At 68.4% G+C, this 21,999-nt stretch carries 24 protein-coding genes and 1 tRNA gene; 12 read left to right on the top strand and 13 right to left on the bottom strand.

All coding sequences use genetic code 11. From position 1 onward, the window contains the following. The first annotated feature begins 85 nt into the window (after positions 1-85). From VDQ18_RS04715 to VDQ18_RS04705, 3 genes are all read left to right on the top strand, one after another. Positions 86-739 (top strand): protein-L-isoaspartate O-methyltransferase, encoded by a 654-nt coding sequence (locus tag VDQ18_RS04715; RefSeq protein WP_323019860.1) that lies wholly within the window; start codon positions 86-88, stop codon positions 737-739. A 53-nt stretch (positions 740-792) separates the two neighbouring features. Beyond that, positions 793-2,190, top strand: a complete 1,398-nt coding sequence (locus VDQ18_RS04710) for a TolC family protein (protein WP_323019859.1) — start codon at positions 793-795, stop codon at positions 2,188-2,190. 78 nt (positions 2,191-2,268) lie between these two features. Continuing rightward, entirely contained in the window at positions 2,269-2,964 is a 696-nt protein-coding gene (locus VDQ18_RS04705) for a hypothetical protein (protein WP_323019858.1), read from the top strand. Here the strand turns inward: VDQ18_RS04705 and VDQ18_RS04700 are convergent. The 3 genes from VDQ18_RS04700 to VDQ18_RS04690 all read right to left on the bottom strand — a co-directional run bounded on the left by VDQ18_RS04700 (position 2,955) and on the right by VDQ18_RS04690 (position 6,035). Further along, complete coding sequence (locus VDQ18_RS04700) at positions 2,955-4,118, bottom strand: MFS transporter (RefSeq protein WP_323019857.1); 1,164 nt, start codon at positions 4,116-4,118, stop codon at positions 2,955-2,957. The genes VDQ18_RS04705 and VDQ18_RS04700 overlap by 10 nt on opposite strands. A 203-nt stretch (positions 4,119-4,321) precedes the next feature. Beyond that, positions 4,322-5,239: a manganese-dependent inorganic pyrophosphatase gene (locus tag VDQ18_RS04695; protein ID WP_323019856.1), complete on the bottom strand. Its 918-nt coding sequence runs from the start codon at positions 5,237-5,239 to the stop codon at positions 4,322-4,324. Between the two features lie 94 nt (positions 5,240-5,333). Next, on the bottom strand, positions 5,334-6,035 hold the full coding sequence (locus VDQ18_RS04690; RefSeq protein ID WP_323019855.1) for a zinc transporter: 702 nt from the start codon (positions 6,033-6,035) through the stop codon (positions 5,334-5,336). A 60-nt stretch (positions 6,036-6,095) separates the two neighbouring features. Between VDQ18_RS04690 and VDQ18_RS04685 the strand changes: the two genes are divergently transcribed. Beyond that, positions 6,096-6,764, top strand: a complete 669-nt coding sequence (locus VDQ18_RS04685) for a DUF2161 domain-containing phosphodiesterase (RefSeq protein ID WP_323019872.1) — start codon at positions 6,096-6,098, stop codon at positions 6,762-6,764. Between the two features lie 91 nt (positions 6,765-6,855). Here the strand turns inward: VDQ18_RS04685 and VDQ18_RS04680 are convergent, their stop codons facing one another. After that, a complete protein-coding gene (locus tag VDQ18_RS04680; protein ID WP_323019854.1) occupies positions 6,856-7,314 on the bottom strand; it encodes a protein phosphatase in 459 nt (152 codons plus the stop codon). A 101-nt stretch (positions 7,315-7,415) separates the two neighbouring features. On the opposite strand from VDQ18_RS04680, the gene VDQ18_RS04675 reads away from it, so the two are divergent. The 5 genes from VDQ18_RS04675 to groL all read left to right on the top strand — a co-directional run bounded on the left by VDQ18_RS04675 (position 7,416) and on the right by groL (position 10,642). Continuing rightward, positions 7,416-7,766, top strand: a complete 351-nt coding sequence (locus VDQ18_RS04675; protein ID WP_323019853.1) for a GerW family sporulation protein — start codon at positions 7,416-7,418, stop codon at positions 7,764-7,766. Then, a complete protein-coding gene (locus tag VDQ18_RS04670) occupies positions 7,763-8,275 on the top strand; it encodes a hypothetical protein (RefSeq protein ID WP_323019852.1) in 513 nt (170 codons plus the stop codon). The genes VDQ18_RS04675 and VDQ18_RS04670 overlap by 4 nt, the downstream gene beginning before the upstream one ends. Beyond that, on the top strand, positions 8,272-8,538 hold the full coding sequence (locus VDQ18_RS04665) for a hypothetical protein (protein ID WP_323019851.1): 267 nt from the start codon (positions 8,272-8,274) through the stop codon (positions 8,536-8,538). Before VDQ18_RS04670 ends, VDQ18_RS04665 begins: the two co-directional genes overlap by 4 nt. Positions 8,539-8,672: 134 nt before the next feature. Further along, positions 8,673-8,960, top strand: coding sequence for a co-chaperone GroES (locus VDQ18_RS04660; protein WP_323019850.1), 288 nt, complete (start codon positions 8,673-8,675; stop codon positions 8,958-8,960). A 44-nt stretch (positions 8,961-9,004) separates the two neighbouring features. Then, positions 9,005-10,642 carry a chaperonin GroEL gene (gene groL, locus VDQ18_RS04655; protein ID WP_323019849.1) on the top strand — a complete coding sequence of 546 codons (1,638 nt, stop codon included), beginning with the start codon at positions 9,005-9,007 and terminating at the stop codon, positions 10,640-10,642. Positions 10,643-10,732: 90 nt separating this feature from the next. Here the strand turns inward: groL and VDQ18_RS04650 are convergent, their stop codons facing one another. Continuing rightward, a complete protein-coding gene (locus VDQ18_RS04650) occupies positions 10,733-11,575 on the bottom strand; it encodes a YggS family pyridoxal phosphate-dependent enzyme (protein ID WP_323019848.1) in 843 nt (280 codons plus the stop codon). A gap of 123 nt (positions 11,576-11,698) precedes the next feature. Next, positions 11,699-13,192 (bottom strand): PLP-dependent aminotransferase family protein, encoded by a 1,494-nt coding sequence (locus VDQ18_RS04645; RefSeq protein WP_323019847.1) that lies wholly within the window; start codon positions 13,190-13,192, stop codon positions 11,699-11,701. A 110-nt stretch (positions 13,193-13,302) separates the two neighbouring features. Here VDQ18_RS04645 and VDQ18_RS04640 point away from each other — a divergent pair, with 110 nt between their 5' ends. After that, positions 13,303-14,607, top strand: coding sequence for a benzoate/H(+) symporter BenE family transporter (locus tag VDQ18_RS04640; RefSeq protein WP_323019846.1), 1,305 nt, complete (start codon positions 13,303-13,305; stop codon positions 14,605-14,607). Between the two features lie 51 nt (positions 14,608-14,658). On the opposite strand, the gene VDQ18_RS04635 is transcribed toward VDQ18_RS04640, so the two are convergent. From VDQ18_RS04635 to VDQ18_RS04615, 5 genes are all read right to left on the bottom strand, one after another. After that, a complete protein-coding gene (locus VDQ18_RS04635) occupies positions 14,659-14,877 on the bottom strand; it encodes a hypothetical protein (RefSeq protein ID WP_323019845.1) in 219 nt (72 codons plus the stop codon). Between the two features lie 109 nt (positions 14,878-14,986). After that, positions 14,987-15,613: a response regulator transcription factor gene (locus VDQ18_RS04630; RefSeq protein WP_323019844.1), complete on the bottom strand. Its 627-nt coding sequence runs from the start codon at positions 15,611-15,613 to the stop codon at positions 14,987-14,989. Continuing rightward, a complete protein-coding gene (locus tag VDQ18_RS04625) occupies positions 15,610-16,974 on the bottom strand; it encodes a HAMP domain-containing sensor histidine kinase (protein ID WP_323019843.1) in 1,365 nt (454 codons plus the stop codon). The genes VDQ18_RS04630 and VDQ18_RS04625 overlap by 4 nt, the downstream gene beginning before the upstream one ends. Continuing rightward, the gene (locus VDQ18_RS04620; protein ID WP_323019842.1) at positions 16,971-17,483 is read right to left on the bottom strand and encodes a hypothetical protein; all 513 of its coding nucleotides are present in this window, start codon (positions 17,481-17,483) and stop codon (positions 16,971-16,973) included. Before VDQ18_RS04620 ends, VDQ18_RS04625 begins: the two co-directional genes overlap by 4 nt. 1,019 nt (positions 17,484-18,502) lie before the next feature. Next, a tRNA-Ser gene (locus VDQ18_RS04615) sits at positions 18,503-18,592 on the bottom strand. Between the two features lie 117 nt (positions 18,593-18,709). Here VDQ18_RS04615 and VDQ18_RS04610 point away from each other — a divergent pair. Next, positions 18,710-19,360 (top strand): GntR family transcriptional regulator, encoded by a 651-nt coding sequence (locus VDQ18_RS04610; protein WP_323019841.1) that lies wholly within the window; start codon positions 18,710-18,712, stop codon positions 19,358-19,360. Here the strand turns inward: VDQ18_RS04610 and VDQ18_RS04605 are convergent. Both VDQ18_RS04605 and VDQ18_RS04600 read right to left on the bottom strand, forming a co-directional pair. After that, positions 19,326-19,874, bottom strand: a complete 549-nt coding sequence (locus tag VDQ18_RS04605) for a MarR family winged helix-turn-helix transcriptional regulator (RefSeq protein ID WP_323019840.1) — start codon at positions 19,872-19,874, stop codon at positions 19,326-19,328. The two genes, VDQ18_RS04610 and VDQ18_RS04605, sit on opposite strands and share 35 nt — an antisense overlap. An 18-nt stretch (positions 19,875-19,892) precedes the next feature. Further along, complete coding sequence (locus VDQ18_RS04600) at positions 19,893-20,603, bottom strand: type 1 glutamine amidotransferase (protein ID WP_323019839.1); 711 nt, start codon at positions 20,601-20,603, stop codon at positions 19,893-19,895. A 70-nt stretch (positions 20,604-20,673) separates the two neighbouring features. Here VDQ18_RS04600 and VDQ18_RS04595 point away from each other — a divergent pair, with 70 nt between their 5' ends. After that, positions 20,674-21,930 (top strand): cytochrome P450, encoded by a 1,257-nt coding sequence (locus tag VDQ18_RS04595; RefSeq protein WP_323019838.1) that lies wholly within the window; start codon positions 20,674-20,676, stop codon positions 21,928-21,930. Positions 21,931-21,999 lie beyond the last annotated feature (69 nt).

Raw genomic sequence — 21,999 nt, 5'->3', positions numbered from 1 at the left:
CTTGACCCCGCCCCGGGGGGCGGCATTGCCAAGCGCGCGGCCCCTGTGGCAAGAGGGGCTGACAGACCCAGACGGAGCCCGTGCCATGCCCGCTTTCGCCGCCCGCCGTACCGTGATGGTCGACACTCAGGTTCGCCCTTCGGACGTGACCAAGCTGCCGATCATCCAGGCGATGCTGACCATCCCGCGCGAGCGTTTCGTGCCCGGCCCGATGGTCGAGGCCGCCTATATCGGCGAGAATGTCTCGCTGGGGGGCGGACGTGTGCTGCTGGAGCCGCGCACGCTGGCGAAGATGCTGGATACGCTGGATATCAAGCCCTCGGATCTGGTGCTCGACCTGGCCGTGGCCACTGGCTATTCCAGCGCCGTCATCGCCCATATGGCGCAGGCCGTCGTCGCGGTCGAAGCCGATGAGAGCCTTGCCGCCGAAGCCGGTGCCGCGCTCGAATCGATCGGCGTGACCAATGTGGCGCTGGAGACCGGCGCACCCACGGCGGGCGCCCCGGAACACGGCCCCTATGACGCGATCATCGTCGAAGGCGGGATCGAGGTCTTCCCGGCCGCGCTGGAATCGCAACTGAAGGAGGGCGGCCGTGTCGTCGCCATCTTCATGCAGGGTGCGCTTGGCACCGTCCGTCTGGGCGTGCGTCACGGCGACGGAATCCGCTGGCGCGACGCGTTCAACGCGGCGGCGCCGCTGCTCGACGGCTTTGCCGCCGAACGGGGCTTTGCCCTTTAACACAGGCACACGCCCGCGCGGGCGAGGGCCGGACCCAAAGCACGGAGGGCGCGATGAGCGTTCGCAAACGGATACGCGCTGCCCTGAGTGCGAGCGCGCTGGCTCTGGCTCTTGCCGCCCCCGCGTCGGCCGATTCGCTGGCGGATGCGCTGGTCGCGGCCTATCGCAACTCGAACCTGCTGGAACAGAACCGCGCCCTGTTGCGCGCCGCGGACGAGGATGTGCAGCAGGCAATCTCGGCGCTGTATCCGGTGGTGAGTTTCGCCACCACCGCGCTCAGCACCGCCTCGGGCACGCCCAATTACCGGCTCAGCTTCGGCATCACCGCCTCGATCCCGGTCTATGATTTCGGCCGCAACCGCCGCGCCATCGACATGACGCATGAGATGGTCCTCTCGACCCGCTCGGCGCTGGTGGTGATCGAGCAGAACGTGCTGCTGAACGCCGTCTCGTCCTACATGGGGCTCTATACCAACCTGCAGACCCTGCAATTGCAGCGCAACAACGTGGGCGTGATCAGCGAACAGCTGCGTGCCGCGCGCGAGCGCTTCGAGCTGGGCGATTCCACCCGCACCGATGTCGCGCTGGCCGAGGCCCGCCTCGCCGCCTCGCGCTCGGCGCTGGCCGCCGCGCAGGGCGACGTCGCCATCTCGCGTGAGCAATACAACCTCGCCGTCGGCCAATACCCCAGCGAACTGGCGGCGCCGCCCCGGCTGCCGCGTCTGCCCTCCTCGCTGGAGGAGGCGCAGGACATCGCGCGGCGCAACCATCCGGCCATCACCCAGGCCCAGCACGAAGTCGCCGCCGCCGACATCTCGACCGAGATCGCCGGGCTGGAGCGTCGCGGCACCGTCACCGGTTCGGTCGGGCTCAGCGCCGATATCACCCGCTCGCGCCCGCTGCCCGAAGCCCGGGACAGCGATCTGAGCGCCTCGGTCACCTATCAGGTGCCGCTCTACAATGCCGGTCGCCTGCGGTCGGTCGAACGGCAGGGCATCGCCCGCGCCCAGTCGCGCCGCTCGGCGCTGCATCAGACCGTGGCCATCGTCCAGCAATCGGTGGCGGCCAGCTGGGCGCAGCTGCAGATCGCCCGGGCCACGCTCAGCGCCGGTGACCTGCAGATCTCGGCCTCGCAATCGGCCTATGACGCGGTCCGCGCCGAGGCCGAGCTTGGCTCGCGCACCACGCTCGACGTGCTCAACGCCGAGCAGGAGCTGCTGGATGCCCGGTCCTCGCGCATCCTGGCGGCGGCGAATGTGCAGATCGCGGCCTACAGCCTGCTCGAATCGATGGGCCAGCTGACGGTTTCGGCCCTGAACCTCGGCATCCCGACCTATGACGTCGAGGCGTATTCCGCCACGCTGCCCCATGGCACCCAGGGCCGCACGCCCTCGCCGCAGGGCGCGGCGCTGGACCGGATCATGGGCCGCCACCGCAACAGCGCTCCCTGAGGCGGCTCTTTCCGATCCGCCATTGTTTCGAGGGCCTTCCTTCGCTATCCTCGTTTCAAAACGAGCAGAGGCCAATCCATGTCTGACGCCATGACCAATCGCGAGATTGAGGACGTGCTCACGTCGATCCGTCGTCTGGTTGCGCAGGAAGGCGGGCGCGGGGCGGAAGCCGGGCGGCTGATCCTGACCGAGGCCCAGCGCGTCAACGCGGCGCCCGAGGTCGAGGCCGAGGGCGTTGCGGACGAGGCCCAGGTCGCGATCCCGGCCCCCGATTTCGGCAAGCTCGAAGCGACCATCGCCGAGCTGGAAGCCGCCTTTGCCACCAGCGAATTCGAGGGCGACAACGCCGCCGACAGCGAGGCGCCGCGCGCCTCGAACGTGACCGAGCTCTACGGCCGCCTCAGCTTCGCCCATCGCGGCAAGGAGGCCGAAGTCGCGACCCAGGCCGAACCCGCGGTGGCCGTGGTCGAGTCTGCCCGGGCCGAGCCCGAGGTCGCAGCACCGGATACCCCCGCCACCGAAGCCGCCATCGACGCCACCGCCGAACCGGCCGCGGAACTCGCCGATTACCTCCACGCCGCGGCGAATGACGGTGATCCGGCGCTCGCGGGCGAGGAAGACGCGGTTCTGGATGAGGAGACCCTGCGCCTCCTCGTCGCGCAGATCGTCCGCGAAGAGCTGAAGGGCCAGCTGGGCGAGCGGATCACCCAGCAGGTGCGCAAGCTGGTCCGGGCCGAGATCGCCAAGGCCCTGGACGAGCGCAGCTACCTCTGAGCGGCCCTCAGCGCTGCCCAGCCGAGGATCAGAAAACTCAGCGTGAAGCCGATGATGGCCAGCGACAACGCCTGCCATCCATAGCGCGTGACCAGCCCGCCGATCAGCGGCGGGCCGAGGAAGGCGCCGATACTGGCCAGCTGGGCGATGAGCCCGTTGGTCGGCCCGACCTCGGCCGGTGAGGGGGCAAGCCGCGGCACGGCGGCGAAGGTGAAGCCGGTCAGCACGCCCGAGCCATAGACCGCGATGACTGCGGCGGCCATCGCCGCCCCCAGCCCCAGCCGCGGATCGAAGGCGGGCAGGGCGCAGAGCAGCAGCAGCGCCCCCGCCAGCCCGATCAGCAGGCCCGGCCGGATCCGGCTGCCGATCAGCCCATAGGACAGGCTCCCGGCAATCGCCGCCAGCGCCACAAGGCCCGTCGCCCGACCGGCCTCGGCCTGGGTGAAGCCGCGCATCTCGATCAGGAAACTCGGCATCATGCTCATCAGGGCCAGTGTGACCAGCGTCATGCCCAGAAACGCCGCCCCTAGCAGCCAGGCCGCCGCGCCGAGCCGCCCGCGCTGCGGCACGGGACCGGGGGTGATCGTCGCAGGCACAGGCCCGCGGGGCAGGGCGCGCAGGGCGATCAGCGCCGCGCCCGCCACCAGCAGCGCATTGGCGGCAAACCAGCCGCGCCAGCCCCAGGCGACGGAGAGCGTGCCGCCCGCCATCGCCGCCAGGCTCAGCCCGAAGGTGAAGAATGTCCCCCAGAGCGCCAGCGCGGTCTGCTGGTCGCGGCCCCGCGCCTCATCGGCCATCAGCGTGGGCGCGGCGACGACGATGGCCAGATAGCCGATCCCCTCGATCCCGCGCAGCAAGGTCAGCAGCGGCGCATTGGGCGCTGCACTCGCCGCCAGCGCCGCCAGCGCCAGCAATCCCGCCCCCAGCAGCAGCGCGCTCCGCGCCCCCCGCCGTCCGACCCAGATCCCCGCCGCCACCCCCAGCAGGGCCGAGGGCAGGGTGATGGTCGAGATCGCCCAGCCCAGGCTCGCCAGGTTCATCGACAGCCCCTCGCGCAGATCCTCGGTGGCGGGCGCCAGCCGCCCCACCTGGACCGCGCCGATCACGCCGATCGCATAGGCCAGGACCACCGCCCGCCAGTTCGTGCCCGCCATGCCCTTGCCTCCGGAAATCTTGTTTCGGCGAAACCTACCCGCGGGCCCCTGAGCAGACAACCCGCGCTCGGCAAAGGAAAAAGGGCGCCGGTCGAAACCGCGCCCCCTTCATCTTTGTTCTGAAAATATCCTGCGGGAGGGTCCGGGAGGGTGCAAAACCCTCCCGGCGGGGGGTGCGGGGGGCTGGCCCCCCGCCTGCCCCGTCAAAGCGTCAGCGCCGGGATGATCTGCTTCTTGCGGCTCATCACGCCGGGCAGCACCACCGTGTCGCCGGTGACGGTGACGCCGAAGCTCTTCTCGGCCATCTCCTTGACCAGCGCGTTGGGCACCAGCAGCGTCGCTTCCTCGCGCAGGATGTCGACCACGAACAGCAGCACCTGATCGGCGCCGTCTTCCCTGGCCACGCCGACCATCGAGTCCATCAGGCTCGCCTTGCGGTCCAGCACCACCTTGGGTGCCGTGGTCTCCAGCACCGAGACGCGCAGCTCCTTGCCGGCGACGGTGTATTCCTTCGAATCCATCCGCAGCAGTTCCGCGTCCGAGAAGGCCGAGACGTCGGATTTCGCCTCGAACATCGCCGCGGCCAGCGCGTGCAGGTCGACGCCCAGATCCTTGGCCAGCGCCTCGGCCACCGCCTTGTCATGGGGCGTCGTGGTGGGGCTGCGGAATTCCAGCGTGTCCGAGACGATGCAGGACAGCATCGCCCCCTTCACGCCGCGCGGCGCGGCCGCCAGATCGTCGCCCATCAGATCGGCCAGAAGCGTCGCGGTGCAGGCCAGCGGGCGCACGGTGATCTCGATCGGGCCCTTGGTCTCCAGCCCGCCCACCAGCTTGTGGTGGTCGATGATGGCGCGGATATCGGCCTTGTTGATGTCGGCGGGCAGTTCCGCCGGGTTGTTGGTGTCGACGATCACCACCGGCGCCCCGGCCTCGACCCCCTGGATGATCTCGGGCTTCTCCAGCCCCCAGTGGCGCAGCATGAAGGCGGCTTCGGTGTTCGGCTCGCCCAGCAGCACGGGTTTCGCGGGCGTCCCCTTGTGCGTCAGATACCAGGCCCAGGCGATGGGCGAGCCGGTCGAGTCGGTGTCGGGCGATTTGTGGCCGAAAACTTGGATCGTCATGAGGATTTCCCGTGAATGCGCAGGCTGGGGCGATTTGGCGCGCGTTTTATAGGCGCGGGGGCAGGGCTTGTCACTAGCCGCCGGGGTCGCAGGTTCAGCCCGCCATCTGCCCCAGCCCCTGCGCCGCCACCAGACCCAGCGCCACGGCGAAACCGGTGGCGTAGCGGTCCTGGTCATAGGCCTTGGGGAAGACCTCGATCGCCAGCGAGGCGGCCACCACCCCGGCGGCGAAAACGCGGATCGTGGCCAGGACCGGGGCCGCCACGCCCGCCAGCGCCAGGTTGCCCAGAAGCGCGGCGCCTGCCAGCAGCAATGCGGTCGCCGTCCAGATGGCGAAGACCTTGGTCCTGCCATAGCCGTCGTCCAGCATGCCCTTGGCGCCGCCCGCGGCCTCGGGCAGGTTCGACAGGAAGATGGCGCCCGCCAGCGCCGCCACCTCCAGCCCCGAGGCGCCGATCAGCGCCACGCCCAGCGCCAGATTCTCGGGGATGCCGTCCAGCGTGACCGAGACCAGCAATCCCCCGCCCGATTGCGCGCCAAGCTTGCGCTTGACGAATTTGTCCAGCGCCACGAAGGCGCAGGCTCCGGCGATCAGGCTTGCCGCCAGCAGCAGCCAGGGGATCTGGGGCGCCGCGCGTTCCACCAGTTCCGACATGATCGACACGATCAGCGCCCCACCCGCCAGTGCGATCAGGAACCCTTCCAGCCGTTCGGGCAGGGGCGCCCAGAGCCCCCAGGCCGCCCCGATCAGGAGCGCCGCGGCAACCAGGGCGAGGACGATGAGCGTGGTCAGCATCAGGGCACAACGCCGGGGCTTTCCCTGCGGTTCCGGCCCGGGTTATCTGGTGCCATGTCCGTGATGCGCGAAGCCGATCTCTACCCGCCGCTGAAGGCGCATTTCGAGGGCCGGGGCCTGACCGTCAAGGGCGAGATCGGTGCGGCCGATCTGGTGGCGATGGGCGGGCCCGATCCGGTCATCGTCGAGATGAAGCTCAAGTTCTCGCTGACGCTCTATCATCAGGGGATCGCCCGGCTGGCGCTGACGCCGCAGGTCTATCTGGCGGTCCTGCGTCCCGAGGGGGCGCAGGCCCGGCGGATGCTGGCCGAGAATACCGCGCTCTGCCGCCGGCTGGGGATGGGCCTGATCACGGTGCGGGCGCGGGACGGTTTCGTCGAGGTGCTGGCCGAACCCGGCCCCTACGCGCCGCGGGGATCGAAGGTGAAGCGGGCGCGGCTGGAGAAGGAATTCACCCGCCGTCAGGGCGATCCGAACGCGGGCGGCGCGACGCGGCACGGGCTGGTGACGGGATACCGGCAGGACGCGCTGCGCTGCGCGGCCTATCTGGCGGAATACGGCGCGGCCAAGGGGGCGGCGGTGGCGCGCGATACCGGCGTGCCGGGGGCGACGCGGATCATGGCGGACAATCATTACGGCTGGTTCGCCCGGGTCTCGACCGGGGTCTACGGGCTGACCGAGGCGGGGCGGAAGGGGCTGGCCGATTGGGACGGGGCGCTGCCGGGATAGGCTGTCCCATGCGTGGGACAGGGAAGACGAGTCAAATATTTCAAGGGGCTAGGCGGGTCGGTTAACTCTCCGGCAAGAAAGTCCCATGGGGTCAGGCCCCGGCCCAACGCTCCTGCGCCTCGGTCTCGACCGCGCCGGGACGCGCGGTGCGCAGCCGCAGGAGGGCCGCGTCCGGCGCTTCGCCCGCCTCGATCATCAGCCGCAGCGCCACCATCCCGGAGCGACCCAATCCGCCCCGGCAATGCACCAGCACCCGGCCGCCATCCTTCAGCACCCCCGTCGCCGGGGCGCTGATCGCCGCCCAGTCGGCGCCCTCTGGCGGGGTCTGGAAATCCTCGACCGGGAAGGCGAGGCGGCGGATCCCCACGGCGGCGCACCATCCCGGCAGGTCGGCGGCGCCGAGCCGGGAGAGTTCGCTGTCCGGCGTCAGCGACAGGATCAGCGACGGGGCGAAATCCAGAACGGCCGCCCGCGCCTCGGCCGAGGCGGGCAGGGCGCAGAGCGCCAGCGTGCCGCGATGCAGCGGCAGGGGGGAGATCACGAACGACATGGCAACGGCGTAACCCTGCGCGTCGGCGTCGGCAAGTGACACAGGTCATGGCGGCGCCGCGCGGGATGCGCCAGAATGGCCCGTCAGCACAGGAGAGGCGCATGGATGACGTGGTGAAACTGCTCAAGGGCACGGTGGATGAGCTGGAAAAACTGCTCAACGCCAAGAACGTTCTGGGCGATCCCATCGACCGTGGCGGCGCGACGGTGATTCCCATCGTCAGCTACGGCTTCGGCTTCGGCGCGGGCGGCGGCACCGGCGGGGTCGCGGGCCAGACCGGCAACGGCATGGGGACGGCGGCGGGCGGCGGCATCCGGCCGGTCGGCGCCATCATCCTCGATGACGGCGGCGCGCGGGTCGAATCCTTCCGGGGCGACATGGCGACGATGGCCGAGGCCGTCGGCTCGACCGTCGCCAAGGTGATCAAGGCGAAGGGCAAGCCCGAGGCATGATCCTCGGGGCGCTGGCCGGGCTGGCGGCGGTGCTGGCGGTCCTGCTGCTGGCGCCGGTCCGGCTGCGGGCCGAGGCCACCAGCGATCCGGCCCGGCTGCGGGTGGAGCTGGGCCTTCTGGGCGGTCTGCTGCCCGTGGCGCTGGTCGACAGCACGCGGGCGCGCAAGCCGAAAAGGGCGACGCCCGAACCCGCCCAACCGGCAGGGAAAAAGCGCCGCCCCTCGGCCAAGATGCTGCGCGCGGGCGCCCGGGCGGGGCTGGAGGCCTTGGGCTGCGTGAGGATCGACCGGCTCAGGGGCGAGGCGCGGATCGGCCTTGGCGATCCGGCGTTGACCGGCGAATTCTGGGGCCGGGCCAGCGGCATCCTGATCGCACTGCCCTGGCGCGGGTTTCGTCTGGTGCCGCTTTTTGATAGGCAGACGCTGGAAGGCGAGGGCGAGATCGCCCTCTCGGTCGTCCCCGCGCGTCTGCTGCCGGTGCTGGCGCGCTTCCTCTGGAGGCTGCGATGAGCCGCGTGGTGATGGAAAGCCCGGTCGAGGTCAGGGGCACGATGGTGGCAGCGCTGAGCCGGGCCTCGGTCGGCGTCGAGGGGCTGAAGACCCGGCTGCTGGGCTGGGGCCGCAAGGAGCCGGTGGCGCTGCTGATGGCGGACCGCACCGGGATGCGCGCCACCGCCCCGGGCGGCGAGCCGCTGACCGAGGCCGAGATCGAGGCGCTTTGCCCCGGCGCCTGGGCGGCGTTTCACGCTGCATCGCGGCATCTTCGGGGCTGAGGTCAGCCTGTGAGAAATTCCTCTGTTTCAAGTGTTGACAGGCAGAAAAGCACTGCCTACCTAGGGCGTCGTTAGCACTCGCCGCGAGTGAGTGCTAAGACCCATTCGCACTGAACCCTAGGGAGTGTTCACAGATGGCTTTCAAACCCCTCCATGACCGTGTCACGGTCCGCCGCGTTGCCAGCGACGAGAAGACCAAGGGCGGTCTGATCATCCCCGATTCCGCGAAAGAAAAGCCCGCCGAGGGCGAGATCGTTGCGGTCGGCGAAGGCGCGCGCAAGGATTCGGGCGAGCTGATCCCGATGTCGGTCAAGGCTGGCGACCGCATCCTGTTCGGCAAATGGTCGGGCACCGAGGTCTCGATCGACGGCGAAGAGCTGCTGATCATGAAGGAAAGCGACATCCTCGGCATCATCGCCTGAGCCTGTCCCCTTTCCTCAACGAAATTCTCTAAGGAGCACCCAACATGGCTGCCAAAGAAGTCAAATTCTCGACCGACGCCCGCGACCGGATCCTGAAGGGCGTGAACATCCTGGCCGACGCCGTCAAGACCACGCTGGGCCCCAAAGGCCGTAACGTCGTCATCGACAAGTCGTTCGGCGCCCCGCGCATCACCAAGGACGGCGTCACCGTCGCCAAGGAAATCGAACTGTCGGACAAGTTCGAGAACATGGGCGCGCAGATGGTGAAGGAAGTCGCTTCCCGCACCAACGACGAAGCCGGTGACGGCACCACCACCGCCACGGTTCTGGCTCAGGCCATCGTCCGCGAAGGCATGAAAGCCGTCGCCGCCGGCATGAACCCGATGGACCTGAAGCGCGGCATCGACCTGGCCACCGCCCGCGTCGTCGAGACCATCAAGGGCGCCGCCCGCCCGGTCGCCGACTCGGACGAAGTCGCGCAGGTCGGCACCATCTCGGCCAACGGTGAGGCCCAGATCGGCCGCTTCATCGCTGACGCGATGCAGAAAGTCGGCAACGAGGGTGTGATCACCGTCGAAGAGAACAAGGGCATGGAGACGGAAGTCGAAGTGGTCGAGGGCATGCAGTTCGACCGCGGCTACCTCAGCCCCTATTTCGTCACCAACCCCGACAAGATGATCGCCGATCTGGAAGATTGCTACATCCTGCTCCACGAGAAGAAACTCTCGTCGCTGCAGCCGATGGTGCCCCTGCTCGAGGCCGTCATCCAGTCGCAAAAGCCGCTCCTCATCATCGCCGAGGACGTCGAAGGCGAAGCGCTGGCCACCCTCGTGGTCAACAAGCTGCGTGGCGGCCTGAAGATCGCTGCCGTCAAGGCGCCGGGCTTCGGCGATCGCCGCAAGGCCATGCTGCAGGATATCGCCATCCTGACCGGCGGCCAGGTGATCTCGGAAGATCTGGGCATGAAGCTGGAGAATGTCGGCATCGACATGCTCGGCGTTGCCAAGAAGATCTCGATCAACAAGGACAACACCACCATCGTCGATGGCGCCGGTGAGAAGGCCGAGATCGAGGCCCGCGTCACCCAGATCCGTCAGCAGATCGAGGAAACCACCTCGGACTACGACCGTGAGAAACTGCAAGAGCGTCTGGCCAAGCTGGCCGGTGGCGTTGCCGTGATCCGCGTCGGCGGCATGACCGAGATCGAAGTGAAAGAGCGCAAGGACCGCGTGGACGACGCCCTGAACGCGACCCGTGCGGCCGTGCAGGAAGGCGTGATCGTCGGCGGCGGCGTGGCGCTGGTGCAGGCGGGCAAGTCGCTCGAAGGCATGACCGGTCAGAACAGCGACCAGAACGCGGGTATCGCCATCGTGCGCCGCGCCCTGGAAGCCCCGCTGCGCCAGATCGCCGACAACGCGGGCGTCGATGGCGCCGTGGTGGCCGGCAAGGTGCGCGAATCCTCGGACGTGAACTTCGGCTTCAACGCGCAGACCGAAGAATATGGCGACATGTTCAAGTTCGGCGTGATCGACCCGGCCAAGGTGACCCGGACCGCTCTGGAAGACGCGGCCTCGATCGCCGGTCTGCTGATCACCACCGAAGCCATGATCGCAGAAAAGCCCGAGCCCAAGGGTTCGGCCCCGGCGATGCCCGACATGGGCGGCATGGGCGGCATGATGTAATCTGCGGCCAGCCGCAGGATACGGGAGAGGGCGGCCTTCGGGCCGCCCTTTTCCTTTGGGGGGCGGGCCAGGACCGCGCCCCTGCACTTCCTATGTCCCGGGCGACAGTGACCCCGGCCAATAGAGCGCATCGCCTGCGGGGCGCGGGCCGAACAGGGCCTGGCCGACCCGAACGACATCGGCGCCTTCCTCGATGGCGACGTCATAATCCCCCGACATGCCCATCGAGAGCTGCGTCAGGCCGGGATGGACGGCCATGGCCCTGTCCCGCAGCGCGCGGAGCAGGCGGAAGCAGCGGCGCACCCGCTCGGCCTCGGTGCTGAAGACTGCCAGCGTCATCAGGCCACGCGGTCTGAGGCGCGGATACTGCGGCAGACGCTCGGCGAAGGGCATCAGCTCCTCGGGGCGCAGACCGTATTTGCTGTCCTCGCCCGAGGTGTTGACCTGCACGAACACGTCCAGATCGCGCCCTTCCGCATCGAGGCGGCGGTTGAGTTCCTCCGCCAGCCGGAGGCTGCCAAGCGCGTGGAACTCCGTGGCGAGGCGCACGAGATGCCTGACCTTATTGGTCTGGAGATGGCCGATGATGCTCCAGCGGATCGGCAGATCGCCCAGGACCGCCTGCTTGTCGCGCGCCTCCTGCAGCTTGTTTTCTCCGAATTCGCCCAGGCCCGTGGCGACGGCCAGGCGCAGGATCGGCGCGGGCACCGTCTTGGTGACGGGCAGAAGCCGCACATCCTCCGGCTGGCGGCCGCTGCGATGGCAGGCGGCGGCGATGCGGTCGCGCACCTCCTGAAGGTTGGTGGCGAAGCTGCGGGCAGGATCGCTCCCGAAGCGCGCCCGGTCTTCCGACGTGAAAACGGGGGAGGGGGCTGTCCCGCCCGAAGGCTGGCCGGTCAGCCCGGCGGGCGGCGTGGCGCTGTGGCTTGGCATCTGATCTCCTTCAAGGGGGCGGCAGGGAGGGGTTTCGCCCCGCGCCTCAAGGCCGGTCTGCCGCTGCCTATCAGGAAAGCGGTCCGGTCTTCCCCGCCACTTGCGGCAAGCCCTCCAGACCATTCATAAGGGCACCTTCACCGTCTGCAGTGCCGACGCCAGTTTCCTGACCGCGACCTCCATCTCCGCCGGGGTATAGGCGGCAAAGCCCATCAGGAAACCGGCCTCGCCATCGCCTGCGGCATGAAGCCCGGAGAGCCCCAACAGCTCCACGCCGACACGCCGCGCGGCGTCGATGGCCAGATGCTCGGGCATGGCGCAGGTCAGGACGCAGGGCATTTGCAGGCCGCCGACAGGCATACGGGGGGCGACAAAATCGGACAGGTGCCTGCGAACCAGTCCCGACAGGATCCCGAGCCTCTGCGCATAGACGCTGCGCATGGCGCGGACATGCGCGCCGAAATGCCCGCCTTCCATGAACCGCGCCAGCGTCAGCTGCGCCACGGAGGCGGTGTGCCCATCCAGCAAGCTGCGCGCCACCGTCATCGGCTTCACCAGCGGCGGGGGCAACACGACATAGCCGATCCGCAAGCCCGGAAAGAGGGATTTCGTGAAGGTGCCGATATAGAGGGTCCGGTCATGCGGATCGAGGCCCTGCACACAGGCGGTCGGCTTGCCCGCATAATGGAACTCGCTGTCATAATCGTCCTCGATGATCCAGGCCTGATGCCGGGCGGCCCATTCGATCAGCGCCAACCGGCGATCGAGCGCCAGCGTCACGCCGGTCGGGAACTGGTGCGAGGGGGTGAGGAAAACCGCCCGGGCCCGCTGCGGATCGCTGAGGATCGGTTCGACCGTGACGCCCTGGCGGTCGACGCGGATCGGCAGCGATTCCAGACCGGCGGCATCGAAGGCCCGCCGCGCGCCGTAATAGGCCGGATCCTCGATGAAGATCCGCTCGCCGGGATCGAGGAGCACGGTCGCGCAGAGCATCATCGCCTGTTGCGAACTGGTCAGAACCAGCACGCGGTCGGCGGTGGCGCGGGCGCCGCGCTCGAGGTTCACGTAATCGGCGATGGCCCGGCGCAGCGGCTCGGCTCCCTGCGGGTCGCCATGCTGCAGCGCAAGCGTGCCGACCTCTTTCAACACCTGTCGCTCCAGCCGCTCCCAGAGCGGCAGGGGAAAGCTGCGCGTATCCGGGACGCCGGGCGCGAAGGGGCGCGGCACCAGCATCTCGCGCACGCCGCCGCTGCGGAACATGGCGGCTCCGCGCTGGCTCAGCCTTGGGGCCTGGTCGCGCAGGGGCGCCTCGCGTCTGGGGCGGCGATGTCCGGGCGCAAATTCGGTCATGTCCGTGACGAAGCTGCCGCTGCCGACGCGCCGCTCAATGAAGCCTTCGGCGTGAAGCTGCGCATAGGCGGCCTCGATCGTGTCGCGCGAGACGCCCAGCGATGCCGCCAGCGGGCGCGAGGCGGGGAGGGGCTTTCCCGGGCCCAGCGCGCCGTCGAGGATCAGCTGCCGGATCGCCCGCTGAATCCGCGCGTGGAGCGGCATCGCCGCATGGGCCGGATGCGCGAGCCAGGCCTTCACCGAGTCGAGCTGCGAATGCTTGAACAAATGGTCTGATCCAGTGGCAGAAATTGGCAGGGATCATCAGGCCATTCACCGGCTAGATGTCAAGGCCCGTCTGCGGCCGCGCGCCCTGCCTTTGGAGCATCCCCCGAACCATGTCGTCCCCTATCCGATTGAATGATCTCACCCATCCCATCGTCGCGGGCCTGATCTCCGTCATCGTCAATTATGGCGGGACGTTCATTCTCGTCTTCCAGGCCGCGCGGGTTGCGGGCCTCGGTCCGGAACTGACGGCCTCCTGGGTCTGGTCGGTCTCGATCGGCGTCGGCCTGACCGGCCTGTTCCTGAGCTGGCGCTACCGCGAGCCGATCATCACCGCCTGGTCGACACCCGCCGCCGCGTTCCTGGTCACGGCGCTGGCCACCACCTCCTATGCCGAGGCGGTCGGGGCCTATATCCTCTCGGCCGTGGCTTTCGTCCTGCTCGGCGTGTCGGGGTATTTCGAGAAGGTCATCCGCCTGATCCCGCCCGGAATCGCCTCGGGCTTGCTCGCAGGCATCTTGCTGCAATTCGGCATCGGCGCCTTTGGCGGCGCGAGCGTTGACCCGGTGCTGGTCGGCCTGCTGGTCCTCGCCTATCTGCTGCTCAAACGCCTGGCCGCGCGTTACGCTGTGGTCGGCATTCTGGTCATCGGGCTGGTGTTCCTGCTGGTGCAGGGCCGGGTCGATCTGTCGGGCCTGCAGTTGCAGGTCGCCATGCCGATCTTCACCATGCCCGAGTTCACGCTGAACGCGGCGCTGAGCGTGGCGTTGCCCTTGTTCCTCATCACGCTGACCGGGCAGTACATGCCGGGCATGCTGGTGCTGCGGAACGACGGGTTCAAGACCAGCGCCAATCCCATCGTCACCGTGACCGGCCTCGGCTCGCTTGTGATGGCGCCCTTCGGCTCGCATGCGTTCAACATTGCGGCCATCACCGCCGCCATCGCCACCGGCCGCGAAGCGCATGAAGACCCGGCGAAACGCTGGATCGCCGGCATTGCGGCAGGCTGCTTCTATGGGCTGGTGGGCGTCTTCGGCGTGACCCTCGCGGCGGTCTTCATGGCGTTCCCCGCGACCTTCATCACCACCCTCGCGGGCCTCGCGCTGCTGGGCACCATCGGCAGCAGCCTCGCCGGGGCCATGGCCGAACCGGCATCGCGTGAGGCGGCGCTCATCACCTTCCTCGCCTCGGCCGCGAACATCACCCTGCTGGGCGTCGGCGGCGCGTTCTGGGGTCTGGTGATCGGCCTCATCGCCCATATGCTGCTGACCGGGAACCTGCCCCTGAGACGACGCCTTAGCCCGGCGGTCGGCGCCAGTGCCGCACCAGGAGGTTCAAGTGCGGACAACGTGGCGGGGGCGGCATCGACGGGCCGCCGGGATCGCGGCGCTCTGCCCCGAAGCGCCCGGCATTCTTGAGCGGATGGGACGGGGGTCGGCAAGGGCGAGGCTGCCGCCGCGCCAGACCCATCACCGCTTGGAGGCGGGAGCTTCCGGCGGGGCGTGGAGGGTCAGGCGCTGGATATCGTTTTCCAGCTGGGCGATCACCTGCGCCGTCTCGTCGATCCGCTTGCCGTCGGGAAGGGTATAGATGGCAGAGCGGCTGCCGTTGCGATACTCGACAAGCAGCGCCTGCAGATAGCCACGCTGCGTGGTCAGCCAGCGCCTGTAATCCTCAACCTGTGTCACCGGATCGCACTCTACCAAAGCCAAGACAACCAGGGGCAGATTGCCGGTCACCCCGCCCGGTGGCCATTCCCTATTTCCGGGGAGGTGGAGCCCCTGAAGGACCGCCGCCTCAATCCAGCAGGCCCAGGGTAATGGCGGCGCGGGCGGCATCGGCGCGGTTGCCGAGGCCCAGCTTGCGATAGATCTCCTTGATGTACTGGTTCACCGTATGCTCGGAAATCTGCAGCTCGAAGGCGATTTCGGTGGTGCGGGTGCCGCGCCCCATCGCGGCGAGGACCTGCACCTCGCGGCGGGACAGATGCACGGGCGGCAGGTCCATCCGCGGCTCCGGCTGGCTTCGCAGGCAGCGGGCATGGGCCAGGAGATTGGCGATCTTCAGGTGCAGCTGGTCAAGGTCGATGGGTTTGGTGATGTAATCGGTCGCCCCCGCGCGCAACCCCTCCAGATGCGAGTCCCGGTCGGACAGCGCGGTGACGAAGAGGAAGGCGGTTGCCGCGTCGATCTTGCCGGTGCGCCGCAGATCCTCGAGCAGCGCGAAGCCCGACCGCCCGGGAAGGATGACGTCGCAGAGCACGAGATCGGGGGTCGTTCCGGCGAGGATCGCTTCGGCCTCATCGCCACAGGCGGCGGTCAGGACCTGGTGCCCGGCGTCGGTCAGCTCTTCGCTCAGCTCCTCGCGCAGGGCCGCCTCGTCTTCGATATAGAGGATCGTCGCCGCCGTATCCGAAGCACTCATCCCGCCGGCCCGCCCCGGCCCTGCAGACAGATGGAAAAGGTCGTGCCCTCGCCCAGCTTTGACGTGACGTCGATCCTTCCCCCGTGCAGCTCGACGAATTGCGCGGCGAGGCTCAGCCCGACGCCGACGCCGGGGAACCGGTGGGCGTTCGGGGCGCGGTAGAAGGGCTCGAAGATCGCGTCCATGGCGCCCTCCGGAATGCCGCATCCACGGTCGGTGATCGCGCAGCGGACCAGGGTGCCATCCTGCCAGGTCGAGACCTGGACGGGGTCCGTCGGCCGCGAGTATTTCAGGGCATTCGACAGGATGATCAGCACGACCTGTTCCAGCAGGACCGCATCGCCGTCGATCAGCAGCGCCTCGGCCGAGAAGTCGCAATCGATCTTGCGGTCGGGCTGCGTGGCCCGGGTCTGCGCCACGGCGACCGAGGCGACGGCGTTGACATCGATGAGGGCCCGCTTGCCCTCAAGATCGCGCCGCTCGACGGAGGCGGATTCGAGAAAGCCGCCGATCAGCCGTTCGAGCCGTTCCGCCGCGTCGACGATCTTCGCGAAACGCCCCCGCATATCGGTGTCGATCTGCCCCTGTGGGCGGCGCAGCTGACGCTGGGCGGTCATGTGGATGATCGAGAGCGAGGTGCGGAACTGATGCGCCACGGTGATCACGAAGCTGCGGTAGACCTCCTTCGCGCGCCGCTCGTAGCCCAGGGCATCGCGCAGTTTCTCGGTGCGGTCGGCGATGGTCCGCTCCAGCTGTTCCTGATGGGCTTCCAACTGGCGGCTGGCGCGCAGCAATCCCCGGCTTTGCCGGATGAGGAGGGTGCCCATCGCCAGCCCGGCCAGGACCGCGCCGATCAGCGACCCGGTGAGCAGGTCGGTGGCCCAATGCTCGCGGTCGTGCAGCTCAAAGCGTGTGCGGCGCTCGGCCAGGTAGGTGGCGTTGGCGATGCCGCGCGTGACTTCGGCCAGCTCGGCGGTGATCACCGCGCTGTCGCGGCCGAAGTCCGGCGGCCCATTGCTGTCGAGCAGCTGCAGCAGGGCCCGCGCGCGGTCCACCGCCTCGCCCTGGCCGATGGCGACGAAATACCCATGCTGGGGGTTGGTGGCGATCAGGTCGATGCGGCTGAACAGGATCTCGAACTGCAAGTCCCGGTCGGCGTCGTCGGCCTCGTCGCTCTGCAGCGACAGCGAGAAGAGCAGGCTCTCGCGCTCGGCCTGGCTTGCCGCCCAGAGGTTCGATTCCGCCAGCCCCTGATGCAGGGCGCTCTGAATGGCGACCAGCCAGCCCAGCGAGAGGGCGGCCAGAAGCAGAAAGGCCAGGATCGTCACCGCCGACAGGCGCGTGCCCCGCGTCGTGGTCATTTGATCTCGATCAGGGTCAGTTGCCAGACCCAGCGCTCGTCGAATTCCGGGGTTTGCAGGGCCGGGGTCATGTCGCGCGGGTAGACCAGCCACAGGGGGCCTTTGTCGCGCACCTGCATCGGCTGGCCATTGAAGGTGCGGGCAAGAACGGCGTCGAAGGCGAACGCATCGCTGGCGGGAATGTCCACGACGAAATCGTTCAGCGCGGTCAGGGTCAGTCGCCGCTGCGCCAGGTCAAGCGCGGTGGCGCCGGTCTGCAGGAGAATGTCGCGCAAGAGCGGGCCACGGAAATGCTGGATGCCCTCGGTCCAGACGGTATGGGTGACGACGTCGTGCCAGGGCAGCGCCTCGAGAGCGTCTTCATCGTAGGTCTGGCGCGCCTGGTCGGAGGACACCACGGTCAGGAGGGGGTGGGACTTGGAGAAGGCAAGGCCCGGGACGCTCCCGGCCGCAATCGCGGAGGCAATCATGGCACGACGAGACATCGTGTCGGCGCCCTTCATCGGCATCAGGCAGAAACTCCATCCCTTGGTCGGAAAGGGTAGGCGGTTACCCGACCGCTGTCAAAACATCGGCCCCCTCCCGGCCGGACGATCGAGCGCCCGGTCAGGCAACCAGCCGCCGCCAGGGCCTGCGCCGGTGGTTGGAACCGGCGCAGGGCTGGCTGGCCGCATTGGTTGGGCGCGGAGCACCAGACTTCGTCGACCTCATAGTCACTCGCGCCATCGTTAATCTTCGCCGACTCGGTATCAAATGACACCGCGACCCTGCTTGCACCATTCCCTAGTTTGGGGGAGTGACCCGGGGTCCCACGCTCCCCCGCTGCGCATTTTGTCGCCAAGGGTCGCAAGGATGCCCGGCGCTTTCCCCTCGGCGACGCTGGCGACCTTGCAGCAACGGGGGCGAAGGAGGCCCCTTCAGGCAGCCCGGGTCGTCCGTGGCGACAAGAAGGCGCCGCATCGCCAGGTCAGCGCCATGGACACCGCCCTCGCCGGTCAGACTTTGGCGACGGCCCCGAAGGTCCCGTGCCAGATGGGAGGGGCCTGCCGTTTGGCGGCATCGAGCGGGTCGGAATGCAGGCTGGTTCAGAGGCGTTCCGGCGGCCCGACCTTGAGGCGTCGCCGGGGGACACGCCTGCGGAGGCGATCGTGTCCATTGGGAACCCTGCACTTGCTGGGGGCGCCCCGCAGCGGCGTTCCTCGCCAGAGGAGAGCAAGCGTGACGGCGCGGCCCTTCTTGACGGGAGTGCGCGCCGCTGGGGCACGAGTTCCTCGTTGCGGGGCTTGGGGCGACCGTCGAGGATGGCGGGGCGGCATGGTCGCGCCGGGCGGCGAGACGGTCAGCGGGAGGCTGGCCGCGCTGGGTCTTGTCGATCTGACGCGGCAAAGCGAACTGGCGCGGCCCTTCCACGGCGACCTGTGCTGTTTCGGGCACTCAGTCTCCGAACGGCGGATAACCCCGCCGAACCCTTTGAAACAGGAAGAAACAGGCCCCAATCGGGGCCCTTGAACGGATCGGTATCTGAAAATGGCGGACAGTGAGGGATTCGAACCCTCGAGACGGTTCCCCGCCTACACACTTTCCAGGCGTGCGCCTTCGACCACTCGGCCAACTGTCCGTGGGCGCAGCAATAACCAAGCAAGCAGGCTGGCGCAAGGGGGCAGGAGCGGGTCCGGGATTGCACAAACGGGGTGGCAGTGTGTATACGGATAGCCTCAACCCGGGGGTGTTTTTCATGGCCAACCAGACCGAAACCATCCTGCGGACGCTGCATGACTGGATCGACACCGGCCGCCTCAACCCCGGTGACGAGATCGAGGAGGCGGCGCTGGTCCAGCATTTCGGCGTCTCGCGTACCCCGGTCCGCGAGGCCCTGATGCAGATCGAGGCGACCGGCCTCGTGCGGCGGCTGCCGCGCAAGGGGGCGGTGGTGTTCAAGCCGACGCTGACCGAATTCCTGGCGATCCTCGAGGTACATGCCAAGCTGGAAGGGCAGGCGGCGGGGCTGGCGGCGCGGCGGCTGTCGGCCTCGGGCGCGGGAGTGCTGGAGGCGGCGACGGCGGCCTGCGAGACCCATTTCGCCACATTGGGCGAGGCCGAGCCCGACGCCTATTACCAACTGAACCTGCGCTTCCATGCGGCGGTGGCCGAGAGTGCGGGCAATCCGTTCCTGCTGGACATGATCAAGACCAACGCCCGGAAATTGATGGCGTATTACCGGGCGCGCTATCGCTATGCGGGCTCGATCGAGGCCTCGGCCCGCGATCATCGGGCAATCGCCGGGCTGATCTTCGCCCGCGATTCCGAGGCTGCCGAGGCGGCGATGCGCCAGCATGTGCAGTTCGATCAGGTCACGGCGATGGATCTGCTGGCGGCGTTGGGCTAGGGGCGCTGCCCGCGATCTGGTCGTGATGGGTCAGCAGGCTGCGCAGCATGATGCGGAAGGCCTGCGCCGCGCCACCGTCCGGCTCGCCCAAGGGTTCGGAAAGGCGCCGGTCGAGCGCTGCGACCGTCTTCCGCGCGGCCTTGAGGCGGCTTTCGCCGAGCGGTGTCAACGACAGGCGGCGGGCGCGGGCATCCCTGGGTTCGGGCAGGCGGGTGACGAGGCCCGCGCCTTCGAGCGCCCGCAACAGTTTCGAGACATAGATCGCGCTCAGCCCCAATGCCTGTGCCAGCGCCTGCTGGCTGGGCTCGCCCCCCTTGCGGCGGAGTCCCGAGAGCGCGGCAAGCAGGGCATATTGCGCCTGCGTCAGGCCCAGCGGCGCGAGGCTGCGATCCGTCTCGACCCGCCAACGGGTCGAAAGCTGCCAGACGAGCGAACCCAGCGCGGCGCGGTCCATGGCAATACTGTCCATGATGATGATAAACATGAACAGTAAAAGCGAGCCCTGCAAAGTCAAGCGCCTGCGGGGCGTCCTTCAGGGGCGGGCCTGCTGGAAGAAGGCGGCGATCCAGCCCGCCATCTGCGCGGCACCGATCGGCCCGCTGAGCGAGTCCCGGGCGGCGCGGGCGACGGCGGGGTCAAGGCTCGGCGTCATTTCCCCGATCAGATCCTGCATGAAGGCCCGGGTCAGTTCGGGGTGGTATTGGGTAGTGAAGACCCCCGCGCCATAGGCGAGATGACCATAAGGCGTGGTCTCGGTCCCGCCCAGCACCTGGGCACCGGGGGGGAGCGCCAGCACCTGCTCGTTATGAGCCGCATGCAGGGCGATCCGGGGCCCGGCGCCCGCCATCCAGGGCGCGGGGGCGTCGATCCGGCTTTCGATGCGGCCCAGAACCCAGCCCTGCGGGTTGCGGCCGACCCGTCCGCCCAGCGCCTTGGCCACTGCCTGATGGCCGAGGCAGGCGCCGAACACGGGCACACCCGCCGCGACGGCCTCGCGGATCACCGCCTCCAACCGTGCCATCCAGGGCGTCGGATCATTGACCGAGGCCGGGCTGCCCGAGATCATCACCCCGTCGAACCCCGCCAGCGCCTCGGGGAAATGCCCCTCGGTCACCCGGAAATCTACGTAGCGCCAGCCGGGCGCCGCCGGGTCCATCAGCGCCCGGAATTTGTCCACTTCGCTGGCATGGCGGGCAGCCAGCGCGGAGCGGTCGATGTTGGTGTCCAGAAAGGCGATATGCATGAATTTTCCATTTGCATACGTTGCAAGTCCAATAATATACATATTGGGCGGGGCATTCAAGGAGAGTCGCATGACCATCTGGACACCGACCGACGACGGGCACGCCGATCTGACCTCGCACGACACCTTCATGGACGGCCCGCCGCACAACACCTTCGCCCGCCTGCGCCGTGAGGATCCGCTCAGCTGGACCGACTGGGACGCGGGGCAGGGCTTCTGGTCGGTCACCCGCAACGAGGACATCCTGGCGCTGAACCGGCAGGCGGATCTCATGTCCTCGGCCCGGGGGATCCGCATGGAGGATCAGAGCTACGAGGAATATCTGGCGCGGCGCACCTTTCAGGAGACCGACCCGCCCGAGCATTCGATGACCCGGGTCAAGGTGGCGAAGGCCTTTTCCAAGCCGGTCGTCGCCGGGTTCGAGGCGCAGATCCGCGCGCTGTGCGACGAGATCCTGGACGAGGCGCTGGAACAGGGCACCTTCGACGCGACCAAGGCCATCGCCCGGCAATTGCCGATGCGGATGCTGGGCCGGATCATCGGCACGCCCGACGCGGACCTGCCCTGGCTGGTGGCAAAGGGCGATGCGCTGATCGCCAATACCGACCCCGATTTCACCGATCACGTGCTGGACCGGATGACGACCGATGCCTACCGGCTGATGCCCTTCAATTCGCCCGCCGGGGCGGAACTCTATGATTACGCGAAGCAATTGATGGCCGACAAGGCGGCGCGGGGCGATACCGAGGGCGTGCTGCATCTGATCTTGCAACCGGGGCCCGACGGCAGCACCATCTCGGAAACCGAATTCCGCAATTTCTTCTGCCTGCTGGTGGCGGCCGGGAACGACACGACGCGCTATTCCATCGCCGCGGGCATCCAGGCGATGGCGCATCAGCCGGAACTTCTGGGCCAGATGCAGGAGGGTGCGATCTGGGACACCGCGCCCGACGAGATCATCCGCTGGGCCACGCCCGCGCTCTATTTCCGCCGCACGGCGACGCGCGACCATGAGATGCATGGCAAGACGATCCGGGCGGGGGACAAGGTGCTTTACTGGTTCATCAGCGGTAACCGGGACGAGGCGGTCTTCGAGGATCCGTTCCGCGTCAATCTGGCCCGCACGCCGAACCGGCATCTGAGCTTCGGCCAGGGCGGGCCGCATCTGTGCCTGGGCATGCATCTGGCGCGGCTGGAGGTGCGGGTGCTGTTTCAGGAACTGGCGCGGCGGATCAGGTCCCTCGAACCGGCCGGGCCGCAGAAGTTCCTGCGCTCCAATTTCGTGGGCGGGATCAAGGAATTGCCGGTCCAGGTGACAAGGGCCTGACACCGCTACGTCAAACGGGGCGAAGACCAAGCCGACCCGCCCCTCGGCACCAAAAAAGACCAGGGAGTT

Origin of the sequence: Pararhodobacter sp. (genome assembly GCF_034676075.1) — a bacterium.
Classification (GTDB): domain Bacteria; phylum Pseudomonadota; class Alphaproteobacteria; order Rhodobacterales; family Rhodobacteraceae; genus Pararhodobacter.
This window is presented reverse-complemented; position numbering and strand designations above follow the sequence as displayed.